At 40.2% G+C, this 22114-nt stretch carries 25 protein-coding genes; 7 read left to right on the forward strand and 18 right to left on the reverse strand.

All coding sequences use genetic code 11. The features are described 5' to 3' along the window. Positions 1-74 precede the first annotated feature (74 nt). The 11 genes from AC1Q59_RS18915 to AC1Q59_RS18965 form a co-directional block, all read right to left on the reverse strand. Positions 75-254, reverse strand: coding sequence for a YjzC family protein (locus AC1Q59_RS18915; RefSeq protein WP_492367422.1), 180 nt, complete (start codon positions 252-254; stop codon positions 75-77). A gap of 205 nt (positions 255-459) precedes the next feature. Continuing rightward, entirely contained in the window at positions 460-1416 is a 957-nt protein-coding gene (gene argF, locus AC1Q59_RS18920) for an ornithine carbamoyltransferase (RefSeq protein ID WP_492367423.1), read from the reverse strand. Positions 1417-1432: 16 nt separating this feature from the next. After that, positions 1433-4552 carry a carbamoyl-phosphate synthase (glutamine-hydrolyzing) large subunit gene (gene carB / locus AC1Q59_RS18925; RefSeq protein ID WP_492367424.1) on the reverse strand — a complete coding sequence of 1040 codons (3120 nt, stop codon included), beginning with the start codon at positions 4550-4552 and terminating at the stop codon, positions 1433-1435. Further along, positions 4545-5000: a carbamoyl-phosphate synthase domain-containing protein gene (locus tag AC1Q59_RS18930; protein WP_492367425.1), complete on the reverse strand. Its 456-nt coding sequence runs from the start codon at positions 4998-5000 to the stop codon at positions 4545-4547. The genes carB and AC1Q59_RS18930 overlap by 8 nt, the downstream gene beginning before the upstream one ends. A 167-nt stretch (positions 5001-5167) precedes the next feature. Next, a complete protein-coding gene (gene argD, locus AC1Q59_RS18935) occupies positions 5168-6310 on the reverse strand; it encodes an acetylornithine transaminase (RefSeq protein ID WP_492367426.1) in 1143 nt (380 codons plus the stop codon). Beyond that, the gene (argB, locus tag AC1Q59_RS18940) at positions 6307-7080 is read right to left on the reverse strand and encodes an acetylglutamate kinase (protein ID WP_492367427.1); all 774 of its coding nucleotides are present in this window, start codon (positions 7078-7080) and stop codon (positions 6307-6309) included. The genes argD and argB overlap by 4 nt, the downstream gene beginning before the upstream one ends. Positions 7081-7097: 17 nt before the next feature. After that, positions 7098-8327, reverse strand: coding sequence for a bifunctional ornithine acetyltransferase/N-acetylglutamate synthase (gene argJ, locus AC1Q59_RS18945; protein WP_492367428.1), 1230 nt, complete (start codon positions 8325-8327; stop codon positions 7098-7100). 14 nt (positions 8328-8341) lie between these two features. Next, the gene (argC, locus tag AC1Q59_RS18950) at positions 8342-9373 is read right to left on the reverse strand and encodes an N-acetyl-gamma-glutamyl-phosphate reductase (RefSeq protein WP_492367429.1); all 1032 of its coding nucleotides are present in this window, start codon (positions 9371-9373) and stop codon (positions 8342-8344) included. A gap of 297 nt (positions 9374-9670) precedes the next feature. Continuing rightward, positions 9671-10387, reverse strand: coding sequence for a YwiC-like family protein (locus tag AC1Q59_RS18955; protein WP_492367430.1), 717 nt, complete (start codon positions 10385-10387; stop codon positions 9671-9673). Between the two features lie 119 nt (positions 10388-10506). Further along, positions 10507-11079 carry a molybdopterin-guanine dinucleotide biosynthesis protein B gene (mobB, locus tag AC1Q59_RS18960; RefSeq protein WP_492367431.1) on the reverse strand — a complete coding sequence of 191 codons (573 nt, stop codon included), beginning with the start codon at positions 11077-11079 and terminating at the stop codon, positions 10507-10509. Continuing rightward, positions 11055-12332, reverse strand: a complete 1278-nt coding sequence (locus AC1Q59_RS18965) for a molybdopterin molybdotransferase MoeA (protein ID WP_492367432.1) — start codon at positions 12330-12332, stop codon at positions 11055-11057. Before AC1Q59_RS18965 ends, mobB begins: the two co-directional genes overlap by 25 nt. Before the next feature lie 200 nt (positions 12333-12532). On the opposite strand from AC1Q59_RS18965, the gene ric reads away from it, so the two are divergent. After that, positions 12533-13228: an iron-sulfur cluster repair di-iron protein gene (gene ric / locus AC1Q59_RS18970; RefSeq protein ID WP_492367433.1), complete on the forward strand. Its 696-nt coding sequence runs from the start codon at positions 12533-12535 to the stop codon at positions 13226-13228. 45 nt (positions 13229-13273) lie between these two features. Here ric and moaA read toward each other — a convergent pair whose 3' ends face one another. From moaA to AC1Q59_RS18995, 5 genes are all read right to left on the reverse strand, one after another. Further along, complete coding sequence (gene moaA, locus AC1Q59_RS18975) at positions 13274-14290, reverse strand: GTP 3',8-cyclase MoaA (protein ID WP_492367434.1); 1017 nt, start codon at positions 14288-14290, stop codon at positions 13274-13276. 132 nt (positions 14291-14422) lie between these two features. Further along, positions 14423-15553, reverse strand: coding sequence for a TIGR04053 family radical SAM/SPASM domain-containing protein (locus AC1Q59_RS18980; RefSeq protein ID WP_492367435.1), 1131 nt, complete (start codon positions 15551-15553; stop codon positions 14423-14425). 165 nt (positions 15554-15718) lie between these two features. Next, positions 15719-16057, reverse strand: coding sequence for a DsrE family protein (locus AC1Q59_RS18985; protein WP_492367436.1), 339 nt, complete (start codon positions 16055-16057; stop codon positions 15719-15721). Positions 16058-16072: 15 nt separating this feature from the next. Beyond that, on the reverse strand, positions 16073-16381 hold the full coding sequence (locus tag AC1Q59_RS18990; protein ID WP_492367437.1) for a metal-sulfur cluster assembly factor: 309 nt from the start codon (positions 16379-16381) through the stop codon (positions 16073-16075). A gap of 83 nt (positions 16382-16464) precedes the next feature. Next, positions 16465-17232 (reverse strand): prolyl oligopeptidase family serine peptidase, encoded by a 768-nt coding sequence (locus tag AC1Q59_RS18995; protein WP_492367438.1) that lies wholly within the window; start codon positions 17230-17232, stop codon positions 16465-16467. A gap of 238 nt (positions 17233-17470) precedes the next feature. Between AC1Q59_RS18995 and AC1Q59_RS19000 the strand changes: the two genes are divergently transcribed. The 3 genes from AC1Q59_RS19000 to AC1Q59_RS19010 all read left to right on the forward strand — a co-directional run bounded on the left by AC1Q59_RS19000 (position 17471) and on the right by AC1Q59_RS19010 (position 18731). After that, complete coding sequence (locus AC1Q59_RS19000) at positions 17471-18283, forward strand: Cof-type HAD-IIB family hydrolase (RefSeq protein WP_492367439.1); 813 nt, start codon at positions 17471-17473, stop codon at positions 18281-18283. A gap of 98 nt (positions 18284-18381) precedes the next feature. Next, positions 18382-18534: a hypothetical protein gene (locus AC1Q59_RS19005; protein WP_492367440.1), complete on the forward strand. Its 153-nt coding sequence runs from the start codon at positions 18382-18384 to the stop codon at positions 18532-18534. Between the two features lie 2 nt (positions 18535-18536). Next, positions 18537-18731 (forward strand): DUF3813 domain-containing protein, encoded by a 195-nt coding sequence (locus AC1Q59_RS19010; RefSeq protein WP_492367441.1) that lies wholly within the window; start codon positions 18537-18539, stop codon positions 18729-18731. A gap of 24 nt (positions 18732-18755) precedes the next feature. Here AC1Q59_RS19010 and AC1Q59_RS19015 read toward each other — a convergent pair whose 3' ends face one another. Beyond that, entirely contained in the window at positions 18756-19160 is a 405-nt protein-coding gene (locus AC1Q59_RS19015; RefSeq protein WP_492367442.1) for a Gmad2 immunoglobulin-like domain-containing protein, read from the reverse strand. Between the two features lie 158 nt (positions 19161-19318). Here AC1Q59_RS19015 and AC1Q59_RS19020 point away from each other — a divergent pair, with 158 nt between their 5' ends. Continuing rightward, positions 19319-20173, forward strand: coding sequence for a DegV family protein (locus AC1Q59_RS19020; protein WP_492367443.1), 855 nt, complete (start codon positions 19319-19321; stop codon positions 20171-20173). Between the two features lie 285 nt (positions 20174-20458). Beyond that, positions 20459-20590: a DUF3941 domain-containing protein gene (locus tag AC1Q59_RS19025; protein WP_492367444.1), complete on the forward strand. Its 132-nt coding sequence runs from the start codon at positions 20459-20461 to the stop codon at positions 20588-20590. 36 nt (positions 20591-20626) lie between these two features. Here the strand turns inward: AC1Q59_RS19025 and AC1Q59_RS19030 are convergent, their stop codons facing one another. Beyond that, positions 20627-21493: a CvfB family protein gene (locus AC1Q59_RS19030; RefSeq protein WP_492367445.1), complete on the reverse strand. Its 867-nt coding sequence runs from the start codon at positions 21491-21493 to the stop codon at positions 20627-20629. A 127-nt stretch (positions 21494-21620) separates the two neighbouring features. Between AC1Q59_RS19030 and AC1Q59_RS19035 the strand changes: the two genes are divergently transcribed. Then, positions 21621-22112 carry a YajQ family cyclic di-GMP-binding protein gene (locus AC1Q59_RS19035; protein WP_492367446.1) on the forward strand — a complete coding sequence of 164 codons (492 nt, stop codon included), beginning with the start codon at positions 21621-21623 and terminating at the stop codon, positions 22110-22112. The last annotated feature ends 2 nt before the right edge of the window (positions 22113-22114 follow it).

Raw genomic sequence — 22114 nt, forward strand, 5'->3', positions numbered from 1 at the left:
ATAAATTATAGCATATGTAAAGCCATCCTTAAAAGGATGGCGAATGAGGATACATAATATGTTCACAAACAGATTTAAGGCTTCCTTTGGTATGTCCAGACGCGGTTGTGATTCGCGTTTTCCGGGAAACTGTCTCCAGCTTTTAGCTTGATCATTTGAGGGTTCACTACATTGCTTCCTGTTTCACCAACTTCAATATAAATACCGTTATTTGGTGCCTTCTGGCCAGCCTTAAATTGACGGTTTTGTCCCATCTTTGGGATCCCCTCCTTTATCATTTAATCCTTTATATTATTTCCCTAGTTAAAATCATCATGAAAGAATATTTTGCCAAAAAAAGGGCCAATCCCGCTGGGGGACTGACCCTATCACATTAACGCTTTAAACTATTGGGGGACAGGCCCCCATTGCGCTAACGCTTTAAAGTGCCGGGGGACAGGACCCCGATGCTTTAAAGTGCTATAGTAATTCCGCAAGGATTGCTTTTTGGGCGTGAAGTCGGTTGCCAGCTTGCTGGAAGACAACAGAGTTTGTCCCGTCAATGATTTCTGCTGTTACTTCTTCGCCTCTGTGAGCTGGAAGACAGTGAAGGAAAGTAAAGTCTTTTTTAGCACCCTCAACAAGTGCATCGTTTATTTGATAGCTGTTAAATACTTGAAGTCTGTGCTGGTTTTCGCTTTCCTGTCCCATACTTGTCCAAACATCTGTATAGATAACGTCTGCGTCTAGCACTGCTTCCATTGGATCATTCAAAACCTTTACACTTCCGCCGCTAGCTTTAGCATATTCCATTGCATTTTTGACAATGGATGCTTCTGGCTCGTATCCTTTAGGACTGGCGATCGTAAAATGCATACCCACTTTTGCTGCCGCAATCATTAACGAATGTGCTACATTGTTTCCATCCCCAACATAGGTAAGCTTTAAACCTGCTAATGTGCCCTTTTCTTCCTGAATCGTCAGCAAGTCGGCCATTGCCTGGCATGGATGATATAAATCCGTTAATCCATTGATTACAGGAATCGTTGCATGTAAGGCAAGCTCCTCAATGGTATCATGTGAAAAGGTGCGGATCATGATCGCATCTACATAATGGGAAAGAACCTTAGCTGTATCAGCGATTGACTCCCCTCTGCCAAGCTGAAGATCCTGGCTGTTTAAATATAGGGCATTTCCTCCCAGCTGAATCATGCCTGCTTCAAAAGACACGCGTGTACGTGTAGAAGACTTTTCAAAAATCATTCCTAAAATTTTCCCCTTTAATGGAGATGGATGTTCACCAAGCAATGAAGCACTCTTTAATGCTTTCGCTTTTGCAAGCAGACCATGAATAACTTCTGGTGAAAATTCCTCAAGTGTAAGGAAATCCTTTCCTTTTATATTAAGGCTTTTGCTAGCCAATTGTATTGAAGCCATCTGTTTTCACTCCTCTTTATTTGGAACCGATCATCATTTTTATATTTGCTTGTTCCTGCCATTCCCCAATAGAAAAGACTTCCCAGTCCTGTATTTTCAGCGAATTCAAAAATGCAATAAATGTTTCTTTTTCAGTAAAGGTGATGACGCGATTTTTCACGGCTGTTTCCCTCATTTGAATATCACAGTCCTGCTGATTTGGATTAAATAGGGCAATGGTTTTTTCTTCTTTAAGAAACGAATCTGCATCAGCAGAGAAAATCGCTTCAACCCCAGCTTTAGAAGCAAGGTCTGACCAAACATCCTGCTCGAGATTATCTGTGATAACAACCTGCCATTTGTCTGACTTCTTTAAATTAGTATGGTAAGCTTTTCTTATTGCCTCATCAAAGCTATTAGCCAAAGAGATGCCTTCCCCGGTTGATTTCATTTCAGGTCCAACCTTAATATCCAAGCCTTTTAATGCATAATTGGAAAAAATAGGGTATTTCACACATGTAAATGCGGTTTCAGTATTTATTACTGTTTCATCTTTCGACAATTTTAATTTCCCAAGCAATATTTTTGTCGCAATGTGAACCAATTGGATTCCAGTAACCTTGCTGATAATTGGTATTGTTCTGCTGGCACGCGGGTTAACCTCTAGCACATAAACCTTCTCACCATCAACAATATATTGGATATTCATTAGCCCTTTATAATTTAGCTTTTGACTAATTAATTTACCATAATTAACCATTTTATCCTGCACAACAGGCGATAAATGCTTTGGAGGAAGGATGGAAATACTATCACCCGAATGGACACCTGTCTTTTCAACATGTTCCATAATCATTGGTGCAAAAATAAATTCCCCATCTGTCGCTAGATCAAGTTCAGCTTCTGTTGCCTGTAAAAATTTATCTGCAAGAATCGGATAAGGAATCCCGCCTTTTTCAATAAACTTTTCATATTCAGATTGGTTATTGATAATTTCCATCCCTTTTCCGCCAATAACATAGGATGGACGGACTAGAATTGGAAAGCCGATTTTTTCAACTGCTTTATCAAGTTCTTGCTCATTCAGTACAACATCACCCTCAATATGAGGTATTTGCAAATCGTCCAAGAGCTGATAAAACAGCTTGCGGTCTTCAAGCATGTCAATTGTCTGTGAATCAGTGCCAAGTATTGTTACTCCATATGTCTCTAATTCAGCAGCAAGATTTACCGCAGTCTGCCCGCCAAATTGGATAATGACTTCATCTATTCCCTCTGTCTCAATAACATTTAAAACATCTTCTATGATAAGCGGCTCAAAATAGAGTCTATCCGCAGTCGAATAATCTGTACTTACCGTTTCTGGATTGTTATTAATCATAATGGTTTCAATGCCCTCTTCTTTTAAGGCAAAGACCCCCTGAACGGAGCAATAATCAAATTCAACCCCTTGGCCGATACGGATTGGCCCGCTTCCAATAATCAGCACTTTTCGTTTATTGCTTTGTACCTGCTCATTCTCTCCAAAATAGCTGGAATAATAATAATTTGAGTCAGCTGCAGAGACCCCCGCACATGTATCAACTGTCTTATAAACAGGAAAAATATCCATTGATTTGCGGAAACTTCTCAGTTCCTTCTCTGATACTCCCCACTCCGCTGCCAAATATGCATCACTAAAGCCTTTCTCCTTAAATAGCTGAAGCTTCTCTTTCGTTACAGAATCCATATTCAAGCTTGAAATTTCTTTTTCTAACTCAATAAGTCCATTCAAAGTATTTAGGAAAAGATAATCAATTTTCGTTATCTCATATAATGTTTCAACAGTATAGCCGCGTCTTAATAACTCCAAGGTGACAAAGAAGCGCTCATCAGTCTGCTGTTTAAGTAGTTCCTCTAATTGTTCATTAGTCATTTTTTGCAGCGCTGGAACCTTTAAATCAATTCCACTGCCCTCCAAAGAATGAACAGCCTTCATTAATGCACGCTCCAGATTTCTGTCAATAGCCATGACTTCACCTGTGGCCTTCATTTGTGTGCCAAGCTTTCGGTCAGCGAATGGGAATTTATCAAATGCCCATTTAGGGAATTTTACAACAGCATAGTCCACAGATGGCTCAAAATGATCAAATGATTGACCAGTCAGCGGATTGGTTAAATCAGCCAAAGTATGCCCGATGGCGAGCTTTGCAGCAATTCTGGCAATTGGATATCCTGTAGCCTTTGAAGCTAGAGCAGAAGATCTGCTGACACGAGGATTTACCTCAATCAGATAATAATTCTTGCTATTTGGATCTAAAGCAAATTGAATGTTGCACCCTCCAATAACCCCTAAAGCTGAGATGATCTTAAGTGAGGCCTTTTTAAGCATTTGAAATTCATCATCTGCTAAGGTCAAAGCCGGTGCTACAACGATAGAATCCCCTGTATGGACGCCCACAGGATCAATATTTTCCATACTGCAGACAATGATTGCTGTATCATCTGAGTCGCGCATTACCTCAAATTCAATCTCTTTGTAGCCTGCAATACTTTTTTCAATTAAACATTGGCCAATCGCACTCTCATGGAGACCTCCGCCCACAAGGGAAATCAATTCATCCATATCATTGGCGATGCCGCCGCCAGTGCCTCCAAGTGTATATGCTGGGCGAATAATGATTGGAAACCCTATTTTTTCTGCGAATTCAATGGATTTTTCAACATCATGAACAATTTCACTTTCCGGAACAGGTTCATTCAATTCATTCATCAATTTTCGGAAGGCCTCACGATCCTCGCCTTTTTTAATGGACTCAATCGAGCTCCCTAGAAGCTTTACATTATACTTTTCCAAAATGCCCTGCTCATCAAGCTTAAAGGCTAAGTTTAATCCCGTTTGACCGCCCAATGTTGCTAAAATTCCATCCGGTCGCTCTTTTTTAATAATTTTTTCGATACTGTCAACTGTTAATGGCTCAAAGTAAATTTGATCGGCAAACGTAGGATCAGTCATAATGGTTGCTGGATTATTATTAACAAGGATAACTTTGTATCCTTCTTCTTTCAGGGCTGCACATGCCTGTGTCCCTGCATAATCAAATTCTGCGGCCTGGCCTATAACTATCGGACCGGAACCAATAACTAGAATAGATTGAATAGTGGGATTTTTAGACATAGCTGATTACACTCCTTTTTTCCATATCATGCTGCATCTCGTTTTGCTTAGCTGTGATTATTGCTTTAACTGATTGTTTGCCACGAATTTTTTTAACAATAGCTCTTGTATCCACATGATCAATAAACGGGATATTCCATTTTTTAAGATACATATTCAATGAAGCTGCTTTTTCAAAATGGGATGGGTATTTGCTAGCTTCATACACCACTGCTCCAGCGACAGTCGGCTTAACAGCCAGGAATTTCTCACTAATTCCGCTGCAACCAATAATTGGGTAAGTAAATACAACAATCTTCCCTTTGTATTCCGGACTTGTTAAAACTTCCTGAAAACCCGTCATTCCGGAATAAAAAACGATCTCTGCACTGATATCTTCAGTTGGCAGACCTGAAAGCCAATTACCTTCACCTGTCAAATTATCATTAATATATAAGTATCCTTTCATGATCCACCTCAACCTTTTCGCATATTTATTTAAATCGTCTTATTTTTATGCATTTCTAGTGAAAAAGAATCAGCCGAAATGGCTGTTCTTGAAAATTCACTATGTTAAACTAGGCCGTTAGCCTCCACTCCAGCTAACTCAGAAAAAATATTACCAGCTTTTTTTATCTAAAATTCCTTTAAAACCATATGAAGAATTTCAACCGCTTCATCCATTTCTTCTTCAGTTACTGTTAATGGAGGAAGAAGCCGCAATGTGTTCTGCCCGGCCGGCAGGGCAAGCAGGCCCTTTTCCCTTAATTTCTTTAATAATATTGGCAGTTCGATGGTTGTTTCAATGCCAATCATCATTCCCAATCCGCGAATCGTTGTCACTTCAGCCAAAGATTCTAGGTTTTCTGCTAGTTTCTTAGAAAGATATTGGCTCTTTTGTTCAACAGATGCCAAAAACTCTTCGTTAAAGATGGTTTTCATGGTTTCTATGGCTGCTGCAACAGATACTGGATTTCCGCCAAATGTTGAACCATGGCTTCCAGGGCCAAAAACATCCTCAAGTGCCTTTCTCCCAATAACCGCACCGATTGGCAGGCCATTTCCAAGTGCCTTAGCAGATGTAACAATATCAGGAGTCAATTGGTAATGCTGAAACGCAAATGGCTTTCCTGTCCGGCCAATCCCTGTCTGGACTTCATCAATAATGAAAAGAGCGCCATTTTCTTTGCACAATTGCTGAATGCTGTTTAAAAACTCCTGTTCAGCAGGGTATAGACCACCTTCACCTTGAACAACCTCGAGCATAACAGCAGCAGTATTCTGATCTATTTCCTCTTGTAAAGCCTTAGTATCGTTAAAAGGAAGATAAACAAATTTTTCAAGCATTGGACCGAAGCCTGTTTTGATTTTATCCTGGCCCGTTGCTGCCATTGTTGCAAATGTTCGGCCATGAAAAGAGTTAACAAACGTGATAATCTTATCTCTTCCCGTTGCTTTTCTAGCCAGTTTAATGGCACCTTCATTAGCCTCTGCACCGCTATTTGCAAAGAATACAAGGTCCATCCCGGCACCTTCAGTTAAAAGCTTAGCAGCTGTTTCTTGTTCGCTCTGGATAAATAGGTTAGATACATGCCAAAACTTGTCAAGCTGCTTGCTTATCGCATCCTGGACGTTCTTTGGGCGGTGCCCAAGACTGCACACACCAATGCCAGACGTAAAATCTAAGTATCTTTTCCCATCCTTGCCAATCATAATACTGCCCTCTGCGGTTTCTGGCTCAACCTCCCAACGGGCATATATCGGAAATAAATAGCTCATTTATAAACCTTCTCTCCTGCTTTGATCACGGTGCCGTTCCATTGGTCACCTTCAAAAAATGGATTCTTCCCAGAAACAATTCTTACACTTTGAAGGCCGCTCTCAATTGCGCCAATGGCAGATTTCACCTTTGGAATCATGCCGCCCGTTATCTGCTTATCAATAATATACTTATCGATTTCATCCGTGTCGATCTGCTGAACTACCTGGCCATCGATCATAATTCCATCTACATCTGTTACAAAAAGGAAATGGTCAGCATTCAGGGCCTTGGCAATAGCAACCGCTGCATAATCAGCATTGACATTAAGCCTCATTCCATTTTCCCCAGAAGCAATGGGAGTAATTACAGGTGTATAGTTATCGTTAAGAAGCATGGAAATCGCTTCAATATTTACCTTTTTAATATCGCCGACAAAGCCCAGTTTCTCTTCATCAATAAATTCAGCCTGTAAGACCTTTGCATCACTGCCATTTAGCCCAAATGCTTTAAAGCCATTTGCATTTAGCATGGCAGCAAGCTTCCGGTTTGTTTTTCCGGACAATACCATTTCGACGATTTCCATTGCCTCAGCCGTCGTTTTTCTTAGCCCATTTACAAATTCATGCTCTATATTATATAAATCTAGCATTTTATTGATATCCGGACCCCCGCCATGGACAAATAACAGCCGGTAGCCTTGTTTCTCCAAATCTTTTAGACTGCTAAAAAAGGAGGAGGTTAATTCATCTAGAACACTGCCGCCGCATTTGATTAAAACTGTTTTCAAAATGAATGCCCCCTTACTTATGAGCGATAGCTTGCATTAATTTTTACATAATCATAGGATAAGTCACAGCCCCATGCTTTGCCTTTTCCTTCTCCAAGATGAAGATCAACAGAAATATGAATATTTTTGTTTCTTAAATATTCACTTGCTTCTTCTTCCGAAAACTCAAGAGGTTCACTGTTCTTTAGCATTGAAATTGGCCCAATAGCGATATCAACCGTATTAGGATTTACATTGATATTGCTCTGGCCAACAGCACTGATAATTCTGCCCCAGTTGGCATCTTCACCAAAGATGGCTGTCTTTACTAGATTGGAGCCAACAACCTGTTTTGCAGCCATTCTTGCTTCAAGATCAGTTTTTGCCCCTTTGACCTCAACCTCGATTAATTTAGTAGCTCCTTCTCCATCTTTGGCAATTTGTTTTGCCAAGCTTTCAGATGTTTTGGCAAGAAGCTCAACAAACACATCCCAATCTGAATGTTCTGGTGTCAACGGCTGATTTTCGGCTTTTCCATTTGCCATAACAAGTACCATGTCATTTGTTGATGTATCTCCATCAACAGTAATCTGGTTAAAAGTTGTATCAGTAATAGATCTTAATGCTTGATGCAGATATTTGCTTTCGATATTAGCATCTGTTGTGATAAACCCAAGCATAGTCGCCATATTTGGATGAATCATTCCTGACCCCTTAGCTGCACCGCCCATGACAATTTGCTTGCCGTCAATTTCGACCGTGTAGCAGCAGTTTTTCATCACCAAATCAGTTGTAAGAATAGCCGTCTGAAAATCATCTGCATGACTGCTGTCACTTGCTGGTTCAAGCAACTCGATTCCTGCTGCTATCTTATCCATTGGCAAAAACTCTCCAATGACGCCAGTTGAGGCAACCGCTACATGGTGTTCTTTCAATCCAAACTTTTCAGCCGTCCACTTTCTCATTTGGAAGGCATCTTTAAGCCCCTTTTCACCAGTACAAGCATTAGCACAGGCACTGTTGACCACCATTGCCTGAATCAATCCTTCTTTGGCAATGCTTTCTTGTGTAACCTTTAAAGGCGCTGCCTGAAATATACTTGTTGTATATACTGCTGCACAATTTGCAGGGATTTCACTTATAATCACGCCTACATCTTTTTTCGCATTTCTTAGGCCAGCGTGAACGCCTGCTACTTTATACCCCTTTGGAGAAACAATGCTTCCTCCGGCTATTTCCTTAACTGCCTCTGACTTCAATGCTTGCATGACAACCTTCCTCCTTATGGGTACATTGGAACAAAATTCAATCCCGTTTCTTCTTCTAGTCCGCACATGATATTTGCATTTTGAACAGCCTGACCAGCTGCCCCCTTCATTAAATTATCAATAACTGAAATAATTGTCAGCCTTCCTGTTCTAGGATCGGCATGCAAGCCGATATCACAATAATTGGAACCCGCAACCTCTTTTACTGATGGATAGCTGTTTTCAGGCCGAACGCGGACGAAAGGATTCCGGCTGTATGTTTCTTTATACAGTTCTAATAGTTCGCTTGTGGTATGTTTACCGTTGAGTTTGACGTAGCTTGTTGTCATAATTCCTCTTGTAATTGGCAAGAGATGTGTGGTAAACGTAATCGGTTCTATGTCTTTATTCCATTGAAGGAGCTGCTGCTCAATCTCTGGAGTATGCTGATGCTGATTAATCTTATAAGCTCTGAAATTTTCATTAGCTTCTGAAAAGCTTGAAGTTCTTGCAAGTGACCGGCCCGCACCGGAAACTCCTGACTTTGCGTCAACAACTATGCTGGAAGGATCAATAAGCCCAGCCTTGACGACTGGCGCAAGACCAAGGAGTGCTGATGTCGGGTAGCAGCCCGGATTGGCAATTAATTCAGCGTTTATAATTGCCTCTCTATTCCATTCAGTTAGGCCGTAGACAGCCTTTTCCTTAATTTGCGGATCTGCTGGCTCCTTTTTATACCATTCATTATACTGTTCTGCCGGCAGTCTTAAATCTCCCGAAAGGTCTATTATTCTAATATTCTTGTTAATGAACTCTCCTGTTAATTTTGCCGAAATACCAGAAGGTGTTGCGAAAAACACAATATCTGATTCGCTGGCAATCTTATCTGGATCAATTTTTTGAAGTTCTTTATCTATAACTCCATATAGATGGGGGTATTCCTCAGAAATGGGAACCTCCAGTTTTGATGAGTGTATGGATTGGATTTGAAATTCAGGGTGCTGGTGCAGTATACGAAGCAGTTCCGCTCCCCCATAACCTGTAGTACCTATAATTGAGACCTTCATAGCTTCTCCCTTCATTCTTTCCTTTGAATATTGTTTGTATATTTAATCATTTTTATTTATATTTATTAACAGCGATTTATTCCTTTATTATAGAAAGATAGAAAGATAAAATCAACCCTTTTTCTAAAAGTTTTCAATCTTTCCAATGAGTTTACCTGTCTAATGCCTGCATGTTTTGTCCAAAAATAAAAAACGCCAATCCGGCGTTTTCTGTTTTCAATATACAATTTTAGCAGTTGATTGCAGCACAGAGAATTTCATTTTTCCGCGGAAGTGTAAATCAGCATGTACTAGGTACTATATTTTGATAAGCATAACCACGAAAAAGATGGCCGCGTTGACTATTTCGAGGATGCCGAGCTTTTTCATTGTTAAGCCCTTGCCATAAAAATAAAATGCGCGTATGAGGCTTGGGATCAAAGCTATCGCAATAAGCCATTCTCGAAAGATAGCCCATAAAAGAACAATAAGAATATGATATCCCCACGAAACTCGCTTATAAGTAAGATTTTTCTTTTTCCTGACCATGGTTTTTACATAAAACGTACAGCCTGTGAAAAATAAAAATGATGTAATGCAGATAAGGATTGCCATCTCATTGATTTCGCCTTGAGGCAAAAAGGCGCTAGCTAGTCCCGCTATTGAAAACACAGCTATGGCACTTAAATCATTTCCCAGTGCCCTGTCCTGCTTTTTCGCTGAAAAGTAGGCATTGACGGCAAAAAACGGAATCATGATAAGCCCAAATAGGATAATAGCCGGTCTGTACAAAAACGGGATAATAAGCAGCAAGATTGCCGGGACAAAATAGATTAGTGTCCATTTCCGATAATATTGGATTTTTTTTCTTTTAAATAGCATCAGCATTGGGTAGGTTGCCAGGTACAATAAAAGCCATCCCATAAAAAAAGGAATGTGGGCCCAAGTAAATCCCGATGCTGCCACACCAAGCCAAAATGGGATGATAACCATCGCCCATGCTCCATGCTGTTTTGGCATACATAGATCTTTCACCTTTACACCCTCCTTAAACTTGCTATCTCCAATATAAACATAAACTTTTTAAAATTAAGTGCACCTTGTCACAGAACAAAGAAAACCGCCAAAATATTGACGGTTTCTTGTCCATTCCTTTATTCATCCAAAAATTTGTATAAATATTGACAGAACCATTCGTAAAAGGATTCTTCATGAATGCTATAAAAAACAAGGGATGTAAAGCTTCTTTTCAATTCAGTCAATTCTTCCTCTGTAAAAGGTAAAGAATTTCCCCTTAGAGGATGGTTCCAATATAAAACGGCTGCAATATTTGGAAGGTCCTTTAGAAGGTGCAGATCATTTTGGTCTCTTAGGATGACAATCTTCGGATAGTTCTCTTTCTTATGCCCTTCTATTAAAATAAGGTCAGGACGCAGCGGACCAAGCAGTTCGATTTGTTCGTCTACTGTCCAGCTGTTCTTTTCCGCCTGCAGCAGGAGTCTGCCCTCCCCTTGTGCAATCGCAGCAATTGCTCCTGAAGAGACATGCTTGGAAGAATCTTTCTCTTCCTTAATATGTGGCTTGCCGCCATGACCATGGTGTTTAATCGTCGCAGTCCTATACCCCTTTTTTGCGGCATGCTGAATAAGCTTCTTTACCAGCTCTGTTTTTCCGCTATTTTGATACCCGGTTACCTGCAGGATTACTGGCTTTCCTGCCAAGGCCATTCACTTCCTGTAAAGTCTTCTAACAGCAGGACGTCTACTGTTGATCCTGCAGCAAACCCTCTTGTTCCCCCAGGCAGGACCATTAGAGAATTTGCTCCAGCTAAACTCATAACAATATTTGACTTATCAACACCACTTGGCGAAACCGTTAATCTTCCATCTGCCGCTGAAAGGGCAGTTCGAACAAATCTCGTAAAAGGATTCGCTTTCAAAAAGTCCACCTGCAGCTCAGCTTGTTCCTTGCGAAGATGCGGCTTTTTAGAGAAGAGCATCTTCCTGACAATTGGCCGGGTAAAAAGTTCAAACCCTACATAGCAGGCAGAGGGATTGCCGGATAGGCCAAATAGCAGCTTGCCATTTAATTGAGCAACTGTTGTTACACTTCCCGGACGCATAGCCACTTTATTAAAAAGAACCTCTGCTTGAAGCTTTTCGTATATAGCTGGCAGATAATCAAAATCGCCAACTGAAACACCGCCAGTTGTTATAAGCATATCTGCCTGATCAATGGCATTTTTTACTGCTTCAAAGCATGTATCAAAATCATCTGGAAGCTTCCCAAAATATTTTGCTTCTCCTCCAGCACGTTCGATTTGTGCTGCAATCATGTAGGCATTGCTATTTCTGATTTTCCCTGGCTCTAACGCCTCGTCCACATCCAGCAGTTCGGTGCCTGTAGCATACACGCCAATAACCGGCTTTTTCGCAACAGGTACCATTGCATAGCCAAATGTTGCTAGGATTGCCTGAACACCCGGATTGATTTTTGTTCCTTTTTTAATGAGAACTTCCCCTTTTTTTGCATCCTCACCTTTAAAGGAAACATTTTCCCCAGACTTATGAGAGCGCTTCAGGGACATGTAGTTTGTCCCATCTTTTTCATAGGTCTTTGTCAGCTCAATCATAACAACCGCATCACATTCATCTGGCATTTGTGCGCCTGTCATAATTCTTACTGCCTGAAATGGACCTACTTTTTCCTTTGTTACTGCTCCCGCTCCAATATGATCGATAACCTCAAATTCCACAGGATTCGTCTGTGAAGCTTGAGCTGTATCAGCCGAGCGGACAGCAAAACCGTCATACGGTGAACGGTTAAAATGGGGAACGTCATTTGTTGCTGTAATATCCTTAGCCAAATATCGGTTAAGGCTTTCATTAATTGAGATTTGTTCTGTTTTTCCGTCCATTTGATATTTCATTACACGTTTAACTGCTTCTCCAACTGGGATTGGAGTTCTTCTTTCTGTCATATGTATCAGCTCCCTGCCACGCATTCTACCCTTATATTATATATTTGGAGTACTACCTTCAACATAACAAACCTCACAGCCGCTGTTTTTTAATGTTTTTCGAAAAAAACATAGGAAAGTGTGATTGTGGTCACCTGAAAGGCTATCTATTTCCTTTATGCTAAGAATGTAAATAATGACGCTTAGGGAGGATATCCAATATGAATATGCCTTTTTCTGAAACTACATTAGTAAAAGATATTGTTAACCAGCAGCCAAAAACAAGTGACGTGTTTAAACGCTACCGCATCGACTTTTGCTGCGGAGGAAATATTCCATTAAGTACTGCAGCAGCAGAGCGTTCAGCTGATTTAGAACAATTGAAGGATGAGCTAAATGAAGTCTTTGCAAAAGAAGCAAACAATACTGATAATATGGAAGTCTGGACAGATAGCAGCTCTGCGGACATCATCAGCCATATCAGCACACGTTATCATGCGCCGCTTTTAGATGAGCTTGCCCAGTTAAGCCCATATGTAACAAAGGTATCAAAGGTGCATGGTGATAACCACCCAGAACTAATTAAGGTTTATGAGCTATTCTATCAATTTAAAAAGGAAATGATTGAGCATACTCAGAAAGAGGAGGACATTGTTTTCCCAATGCTGAAGAAGCTTGATGATCCTGCAGCAGAAAACCGTGAAGAAATGGTCAATTATATTACTGAGCTCGAAAAAGAGCACGATGAAGTAGGTAAAATTTTAAGCATGCTTCGTGAAGTGACATCTGATTATCAGCTGCCTTTAGATGCATGCGGGACATACACACTTGTATATAAGCGCCTTGAAGCTCTTGAAGGCCAAACATTCATGCATGTTCATCTCGAAAATAATATTCTCTTCCCAAGATATATATAATAACAAAAAAACTCTGTCTAATAATCAAATAGACAGAGTTTTTTATTATCCCCCAATATAGGACATTTCAATTTTTTTACGGTTCTTCACTGTCTCTTCCGTGCGCTCATCGGAATAGCGATCATTTCTGCCGCTCCAAATATCTATTACTCGCTTTGAGATTTCCTCATCTGAAACCCCTTTACGCATGAAGTTCTTTATGTCATGACCGTTTCCGTTAAAGAGACAGGTATATATTTCGCCATTGGCTGATAATCTTGCCCGGGTGCAGCTTGAACAAAATGACTCAGAAACAGATGTTATAAATCCGACCTCTACTTTGGAATCCTTGTAACGGTAGCGCTTAGCAACCTCGCCAAAATAGTTGGGATCTACGGGATCCAGTAAATACCGTTCCTTTAAAATCTCGTAAATTTCCTTTTTCGTCACAACATCATCTAATTTCCAGCCATTAGTACTTCCTACATCCATATATTCAATAAAGCGAAGCTGCAGCCCCTGTTCCTTGCAGTACTTTGCCATTGGAATGATTTCAGAATCATTTAATCCTTTTTTCACAACCATATTGATTTTGACGCCTAATCCAGCATCCTGTGTGGCCTTAATTCCGGACAAGACTACATCGACACCGACATTTCTGCCATTTATTTTTCCGAATAATTCGCTGTCCAGCGAATCGAGGCTGACATTCACACGCTGCAGACCAGCATCTTTCAGGTCTTTTGCAAACCTTTTGAGAAGCACGCCGTTGGTTGTCAAAGCAATATCGTGCAATCCTTCAATGGCTGAAAGCTTCTTAATAAGTAAAGGAAGGTCCTTTCTCAGCAAGGGTTCACCGCCTGTAAGCCTTATTTTTTCAACCCCCAGATTGACAAATACCTTGGCGAGACGTTCAAGCTCCTCATAGCTCAATAATTCGCTTTTTGGCAAAAAAGCAAAATCTGGCCCGTAAATTTCTGCAGGCATACAATAGGTACAGCGAAAATTGCACCGGTCAATTACCGAAATCCGCAAATCTCTTAATGGCCTATTTAACTGATCCCTTATCATTTCTTTTTCCATTCTATCAGCTCCAATAAGAGGGATTTTAAACTATTTTACCACATCGCCCTTAGGTTATATATATACGTCTGTTTTAAGAATAGAATAAAATAAAAAGGCCCTGCCCCCAGTGAGGTTCCGGGGGAATGACCCTTATTGTGCGGAAGATTCTTTTTTTCTTAATGCCATTGGAATATAGACACAGTATGGCTCACTTTCCATATAATCACCTGTCATGGCATATGCACGAGAACGTGATCCGCCGCAAACATTTCTAAACTCGCAAACCCCGCATTTCCCTTTATATTTATCAGGGTTTCTTAAATCTTTAAAAATTGGGGATTCCCGATAAATTTCTGCTAATGGCTGCTCTCTGACATTTCCCGCTTTAACTGGCAATAATCCGCTTGGATAAACATCACCAATATGAGAGATAAATACGAAACCATTACCATCATTAACACCCTTTGGCGCCCTGCCTAAGCCATCAATAGAACCAGTCAAACCTTGTTGGGTTAAGGCATCCAAATATTGAATATCCTTATTTTGCGCCTTTTCTTCCCGCCTTTTATGCTGGATAACTACACGGCGGTAATGCTGTGCTGCAGTTGTTTTAATATCAAATTTGACTTTTTTGCTCAGTTCATAAAGCCAAATAAACACTTTCTCATGTTCAACGGGGGAAATCATATCAGATTCCTGCCCTCTTCCTGTTGGAATAAGGAAAAAGACACTCCAAAGCACACAGTCAAGCTTATCAACTAATTCGGCCATTTCATCAAGATAATCGATGTTATAACGTGAAATAACTGTATTGATTTGTACTGGGATTTCAAGTTCATGCAAATATTTAATCCGCTCAATAGTTAAATCGAAGGAACCTGATGTTCCGCGGAAATGGTCATGAACCTTAGCGTTTGGCCCATCAAGGCTGAATGCCCAGCGGGATAATCCTACATTCTTTGCCTTTTCAATTGCTTCTTTCGTTACATTCGGAGTTGCACTTGGTGTCATGGAAACACGTACACCTTTTTTCACTGCGTATTCGGCGATATCAAATACATCCTCGCGCATTAACGGGTCCCCGCCCGTAAATACTAGCATTGGATTGTCCATTTCATAAATTTGATCAATTAATGCTTTTCCCTCTTCAAAGGATAATTCACGTGGATCTCTTCTATATTGTGCCTCTGCACGGCAATGCAGACATTTAAGCTGACAGGCTCTAGTTAATTCCCAAATAACAATAAAAGGATCTTTATCAAAATCACGGTTAAATGCCACAGGATAATCCTCCTTCTAGAATTCCGTGTTAAATGTATATCTTAGTGATCTTTCCCATTTGATTATAGGAAATATTGAACATTTAATAAGTGCTATATCTCACATACTCACGGATAAATAGAGAAAGAAGAAGAAAAAGAAAACAGCAGGAAAGTTTCCTGCTGTCTAAGAAATAGTGATAACTTCATATTTAGATGCTAACTCGATAAAATAAGGCATTCCGCTGATCTTGCCAGCTGCTAATTTTTCTTCTATTCCATAATAATCTACACATGTCTTGCATGCGACGACCTCTACACCTTTTTCCTCAAGCTCCTTAAGGTGAACAGAGACAAAGGATTCATCAGTCAGCGTAAAAACCCCGCGATTCATACAGAAAACGGCTGCAGGGAGGTCTTCCCTTTGTTTTAATAAGGTAAAGAAGGTTTCAAGAACACCTTCCCCTAGCTCTTTATCCCCTTTTCCAAGCTGATCAGAGCTCACTAAAATAACTTTATTTTTCATAAAGATCTCCTTTAATTAGCGAATTCCTAATGCAATCTTAGCATATCTTGACATGCGGTCTTTTGACCATGGCGGATTCCAGACAATATTTACATCAACACCCTTAACTTCTGGAATGTCTGCTAACGCCTGTTTAACGTTTTCAACGATTGTTCCAGCTAAAGGACATCCCATCGATGTTAATGTCATTTCAATCGTAGTTAACCCTTCTTCGTCCATTTTGACATCATATACTAAACCAAGATTTACAATATCCATGCCAAGTTCTGGGTCTACCACAAGCTCTAGAGCACCCATTATGCTGTCTTTTACGTCCTGATCCATCTTCACACGCTCCTTTTTTTTGCCTATTTACTGATATCATATCAAATTATTGGCTGAATAGAAAACCAGGCACACCAGGAATTTTACAAATAGGTTTCAAACCATTTCACCGTTTCCAAAACTCCTGCAGCACTTACCTTATGCCCAGCATGGCTGTCACGGATAAACTTTAGCTTTTCCGGATTTTCCTGATATAAAGGAATAATTGTTTCATAAAAATGATATGTTGGTTTAAAAGGGACAACTGGATCCTTTTCTCCATGCCAAAAAAGCAGAGGTCTGCCGTTGAGCTTTTCTGGCTGCAAGCTTAAGTCGTAATCCCTGAGCCTAACTCTTAATTGTGATAATTCTCTCTCCGAAAGGGGAATCTCATAGCCTTTCTTTTTTAGCTCATCGATTTGCATCCCTGAGAACTTCTCGTAGTGCGGATTCCCCATCAGACTGACAGCCGCTTTGATCCATGGATATTTCACAAGTGCACCTAAGGTTACAATGCCGCCCATGGAAGTGCCAACAACACCTATCCTTTTTGGATCTATGATGTTTTTGTCTTCGAAGGATTCTTTAATAATTTCAAGTTCCTCAATCGTCTGCAAAACGATGTCCCAAAAGTGTAAGCTTAACTTATATCCATCTTGTCCAGCATTTCTTTCTCCATGATAAAGGGCACCAGGCAGGACAACCCGAAAGCCTTTTTCCGCTAAGAGGTAAGCATAATGGAGATTAAATTCCATTCTGCTTGTAAAACCATGGTTAAAAATGACAAATGGCAATTCATCATTCCATTGATCCTGTTGGGCAATGTGGAGCAGCGGTACATCGGCTATTTTAATTTTTTCAACACCAATCATGTAAAGGCCTCCTAAATTTCCTGTAACCCTATCTAAACAATTGTTAAAAAGATACACTTTATTACAAAAAAATAGGTTTATTTGTTAACATAGTGGATATAGTCTAAAACTAACGTTCATATCCATTCATTATTGTTAAATATCATTGATAGTGTACCATGTTAGACCATTTTTTCCCAAGCAATAAGCATTGTGCCTTCATTGCTGGTTAAATATTATAAAAAAGGGTGTGAACATTTTGCCAGAAAAACATTTAATTGCCTTAGACCTTGACGGTACCTTATTAAAGGATGATAAGACCATTTCAGAAAGCACAAAAAAGATTATCCAAAAAGCACGAGAACAAGGTCATGTGGTTATGATTGCAACCGGCAGGCCATTCCGTTCCAGCGAAACCTATTATCATGAAATGAATCTGGATACGCCAATTGTCAATTTTAATGGTGCCTTTGTTCATCATCCAAAGGATAAAAACTGGGGCATGTATCATTCTCCGCTTGAAATAGATGTTGCTAAAGAAATTGTGGAGGCATGCACTTCTTTTCGCTTTCATAATATCATCGCTGAGGTTATTGATGATGTATATTTTCATTATCAGGACAAAAAGCTTCTTGAAATATTTGGATTTGGCGAGCCGAATGTAACAACAGGAGATCTGCGTAATTTATTGAATGATTCTCCAACTAGCCTGCTTATCCACACGGACGAGAACGATGTAAAATCTATCCGAGATCATCTTTCGGCCGTTCATGCGGAAGTTATCAATCATAGAAGCTGGGGAGCGCCATGGCCTGTCATTGAAATAGTGAAGGCCGGTTTAAGTAAGGCTGGCGGGCTTAAAAAGGCTGCTGATTATTACGGCATTCCGGCAAAAAGGATTATTGCCTTTGGTGATGAAGACAATGATCTTGAGATGCTTGATTATGCTGGGCATGGTATTGCTATGGGCAATGCTATTGATGAAGTCAAATCCATTGCCAATCATGTAACACTGACAAATGAAGAAGATGGGGTTGCACTTTATTTAAAGGAATTGTTGAACCTAAAATAATATCCAATAACCTCCTTTTGTAAAATAATTAAGGCAGAGCATACTAACAAACGAGACAGCGGGATAGCTGTTTCAAACTTCAAATGGAGGGGATTCGAATGGGCAGACGAAGTAAATCTAAACGATTTGTGCAACAGGGTGTAGATGCAGTTTCAAAACACGCTGAGCGTATCCCATATCACAGTACTTATGCTGAAGCTGAGGCTGAAAAGTTAAAGAATGTGAATGAATCTTCTCTTGGAGGAGTTTAAATATGGGAAACAGGCTATTTCAAGATGCAAGACGATTTGTTGATTTGGCAAAAAATACTGGTGCTGATGAGCAGCAAATGGCATTTCAAAAAGCGCAAAATGCTATTAGTTCAGCATTCGCCAATTCAACACGGGCCGAACAAAGCCAGTTAAGTCAAATGCAGGAAGAGCTTGATAACCTTTCCCTAAAAGGCTAATAAGACAGGGGCTAGACCCCTGTCTTAACTTTTTTCTAGGACAATCGGCAAAGAATGAATGATTTTTTCGTTAGCACCTTTTTCAAAAAGGCATAAAATTAATGTTCCCTTCAATGGGGCCTTAACTTTGACACTCAGTTGAAAATTAGACCATGCCGGATACAAGAAGTCAGTCTTAACTCTTTTTATTGTCACTAACTCATTATGGCCATCTTCAATCATATAAAAGAATTCACCATTTATCGGACGTGCCTCTCCAGATATATGGTATTCCCCTTTTCCCCCACTTACTTTTATATTCTGAAAGATTGGATTTCCCGCTTCTGCTTGGCTGTACATCCCTTTATTTTCAAAAGGTTTATGCGATTCATTTGTTTGAAAAGGCCAAAATGCCGCTATTAGTAACAGGGTTAAAAAGCTGTGAAGCATGCAATCCCTCCGGATGTTAGCAAATTTCCTCAATAAAAGCATGTGACTGCAGTCCTTTTCTTATACATAGCATCTGTGCTCTTCATAGCGTTTTTTATTGTCTTATTACCATAAATTCTATAAACTTAAAGGAAGAAATTGTGAAAGCAGGTGTTGATATGTCAGTAAAAATATTAACTGACAGCGCATGTGACTTGCCTTTAAGCTTTTATGAAGAGAATCATGTGACCCTTCTTCCCTTAAAGGTTGAAATAGACGGAAACGAATATGAAGATGTGAAAACAATAGATTCAAAACAAGTATATCAAGCCATAAGAGAGGGCAAGGTCCCGAAGACCTCACAGGTTTCCCCGCATCTTTTTGAGGAAGCATTTACAGAGCTGGCCGAAAAGAATGAGGATGGCATATACATAGCTTTTTCTTCAGAACTATCCGGTACCTATCAGACCGCCGTTATGATCAGTAATCAGGTCAAAGAAAAGTACCCAGATTTTAATCTGATAATTATTGACTCTAAATGTGCTTCCCTTGGTTATGGCCTTATTGTGTTGGAAGCTGCAAAACTGGCCAATGCAGGGGCTTCAAAAGAAGAGATACTGCAGGATATTGAATTTCGCTGCAAGCATATGGAGCATTTATTTACTGTTGAAGATCTTGATTATCTTGCAAAAGGCGGCCGCGTATCAAAGGCATCAGCATTCTTAGGCGGCTTGCTGAATATTAAGCCACTATTAAATGTAGAAGATGGAAAGCTTGTCCCTCTTGAAAAACATCGGGGGAAAAAGAAGCTTTTCAACCGTATTATTGAAGTTATGAAAGAAAGAGGAGATTCACTCGAAAGCCAAATAGTTGGCATCAGCCATGCTGATGATGAAAATATGGCAAACGAAATGAAAGAACTGATCGCTGAAAAGCTAGGTGTGAAGGAGTTTTATATTTCCTCGATCGGCTCTGCCATCGGTGCACACACAGGATCTGGCACCATTGCGATTTTCTTTTTAAATAAACTGTGATAATGGGAAATGTTGATTAATAACTTAGTTGGTTGGAACGGAAGGCGCGAAGACTCCTGCGGGAGAAGCGTGTTCAGGGGAGACCCCGCAGGAGCGTTAGCGACGAGGAGGCTCCCGAACCGCCCTAAGGTGCGCGTAGCGCCTGGAGTGGAAACCAACGGCGAAATTTTACAGGGGTTTTTAATAAAACTGCGCTGATTTTGCCCCTTTGTTCACGGGTATACTTTTTCCTTTATTACAAACAATACATGGTGCAATGTAAAAAGGAGAAAGGAGCTTTTAACTATGTCACATACTTCTGATAATGACAAGAAAGCAAAGGACAATAATGCATTGCGCCATGAAAAAAACATGATGCGCGAAAAAAACCGCAAAGCCGGGAAAAATCAATATTCTAAAAAGACAGATCACCTATAAATGACTTAAAAAAGGGCAAGCGCCATGCTTGCCCTTTTATTGGTCCTTTTTGATATAGGTCCAGCCGTCCTCCTGATAGACCTTCCCATCCTTCATAAGTCTGCCAAGTGCCCTCTTAAATGAAGCCTTGCTTAGATGAAAACGATCCATTATGTCTTCAGGCTGGCTTTTATCACTGTAAGGCATTGCTCCATTGCGGGAATTCAAATAAGTAAGGATAGCCTCAGCATCCTCGTCAAGGGCCTCATGCGTTCGCGGTGCCAAAGAGACATTGATAGTTCCGTCTTGTTTGACATCAACGATTCTTCCCTCTACCTTCTCACCAAGCCTAGGCTCAGTTTTCCTCTGGGATTTATGAATAAACCCTTTAAAGCCTTCAGCTGTAAGAATCCAGCTACCGACTTTTGCTGTTCTATATATAAATCCATGAATATTTTTGTTAAAATCTTCTCTTTGAGCCTTTACAGATATTTCATCAATAACTGGATCTGTGGCAAGCTTGACATAGATTCGGTTATTTTTATTCACCTTTAGGGTAATGTAAAGCATATCCCCTTTTTCAGGCCAAACTTCGCGGTGAACAGGCAGGTCATCTATGCCTAGAAGCATGTCCTTGTTTATGCCAATATTGATAAAGATGCCGATACCTTGCTTTATGTCGCTGACTTCAGCCCATCCATAGGTATCTGCCGTAATGTCAGGAATAGTAGTTGTGGCAGCAATTCTCCCCTGCGAGTCTGTGTAAAGGAAAACGTCTACCTCCTGCCCTACTTCCAGTTTCATGTCTGTATCGTTATTATGTAATAATACATCGTTTGTACCGTCAGTTAGAAAGCAGCCGAATTCGGCTATTCTTTCAACTTTTAGATTGGCTACTCGTCCAATCAAATCATGTAATGCCATCGTTAACAAATCTCCTTTATTTTTCAAATCCATATATTTCCCTTTAGTTGTCTGGACTGCTATATTTTACTATAATTTAAAGCATAAGTGAAACTCTGCTATTAGGTGTGAAGGAGGAGGCAGGTTTATGTCAAAAGAGAGCTCATTTGATATTGTGTCCAAAGTTGATTTTTCTGAGGTAACAAATGCAATAAATATTGCCATGAAGGAGATCCAGACCCGCTATGATTTCAAGGGCAGTAAAAGCCAGATATCCCTTGATAAGGAAGAGCTTGTTCTTGTTTCAGATGATGAGTACAAGCTCGGCCAGCTTAAGGATGTCCTGCTTGGCAAGCTGATTAAAAGAGGTGTGCCTATTAAAAATCTTGATTACGGAAAGATCGAGGGTGCATCTGGAGGTACAGTGAGACAGCGGGCGAAAATCGCTCAAGGCATCGATAAAGAAGATGCGAAGAAAATTAATACCCTTATCAAAAACAGCGGATTAAAGGTGAAAAGCCAAATTCAAGATGATCAAATTCGCGTAACAGGCAAAAACCGAGATGATTTGCAAACGGTCATTGCTGCCGTCAAGGAAGCTGACCTGACTGTGGATGTTCAGTTTGTGAATTATAGATAAAA

This window comes from Cytobacillus sp. MT66, assembly GCF_058792595.1.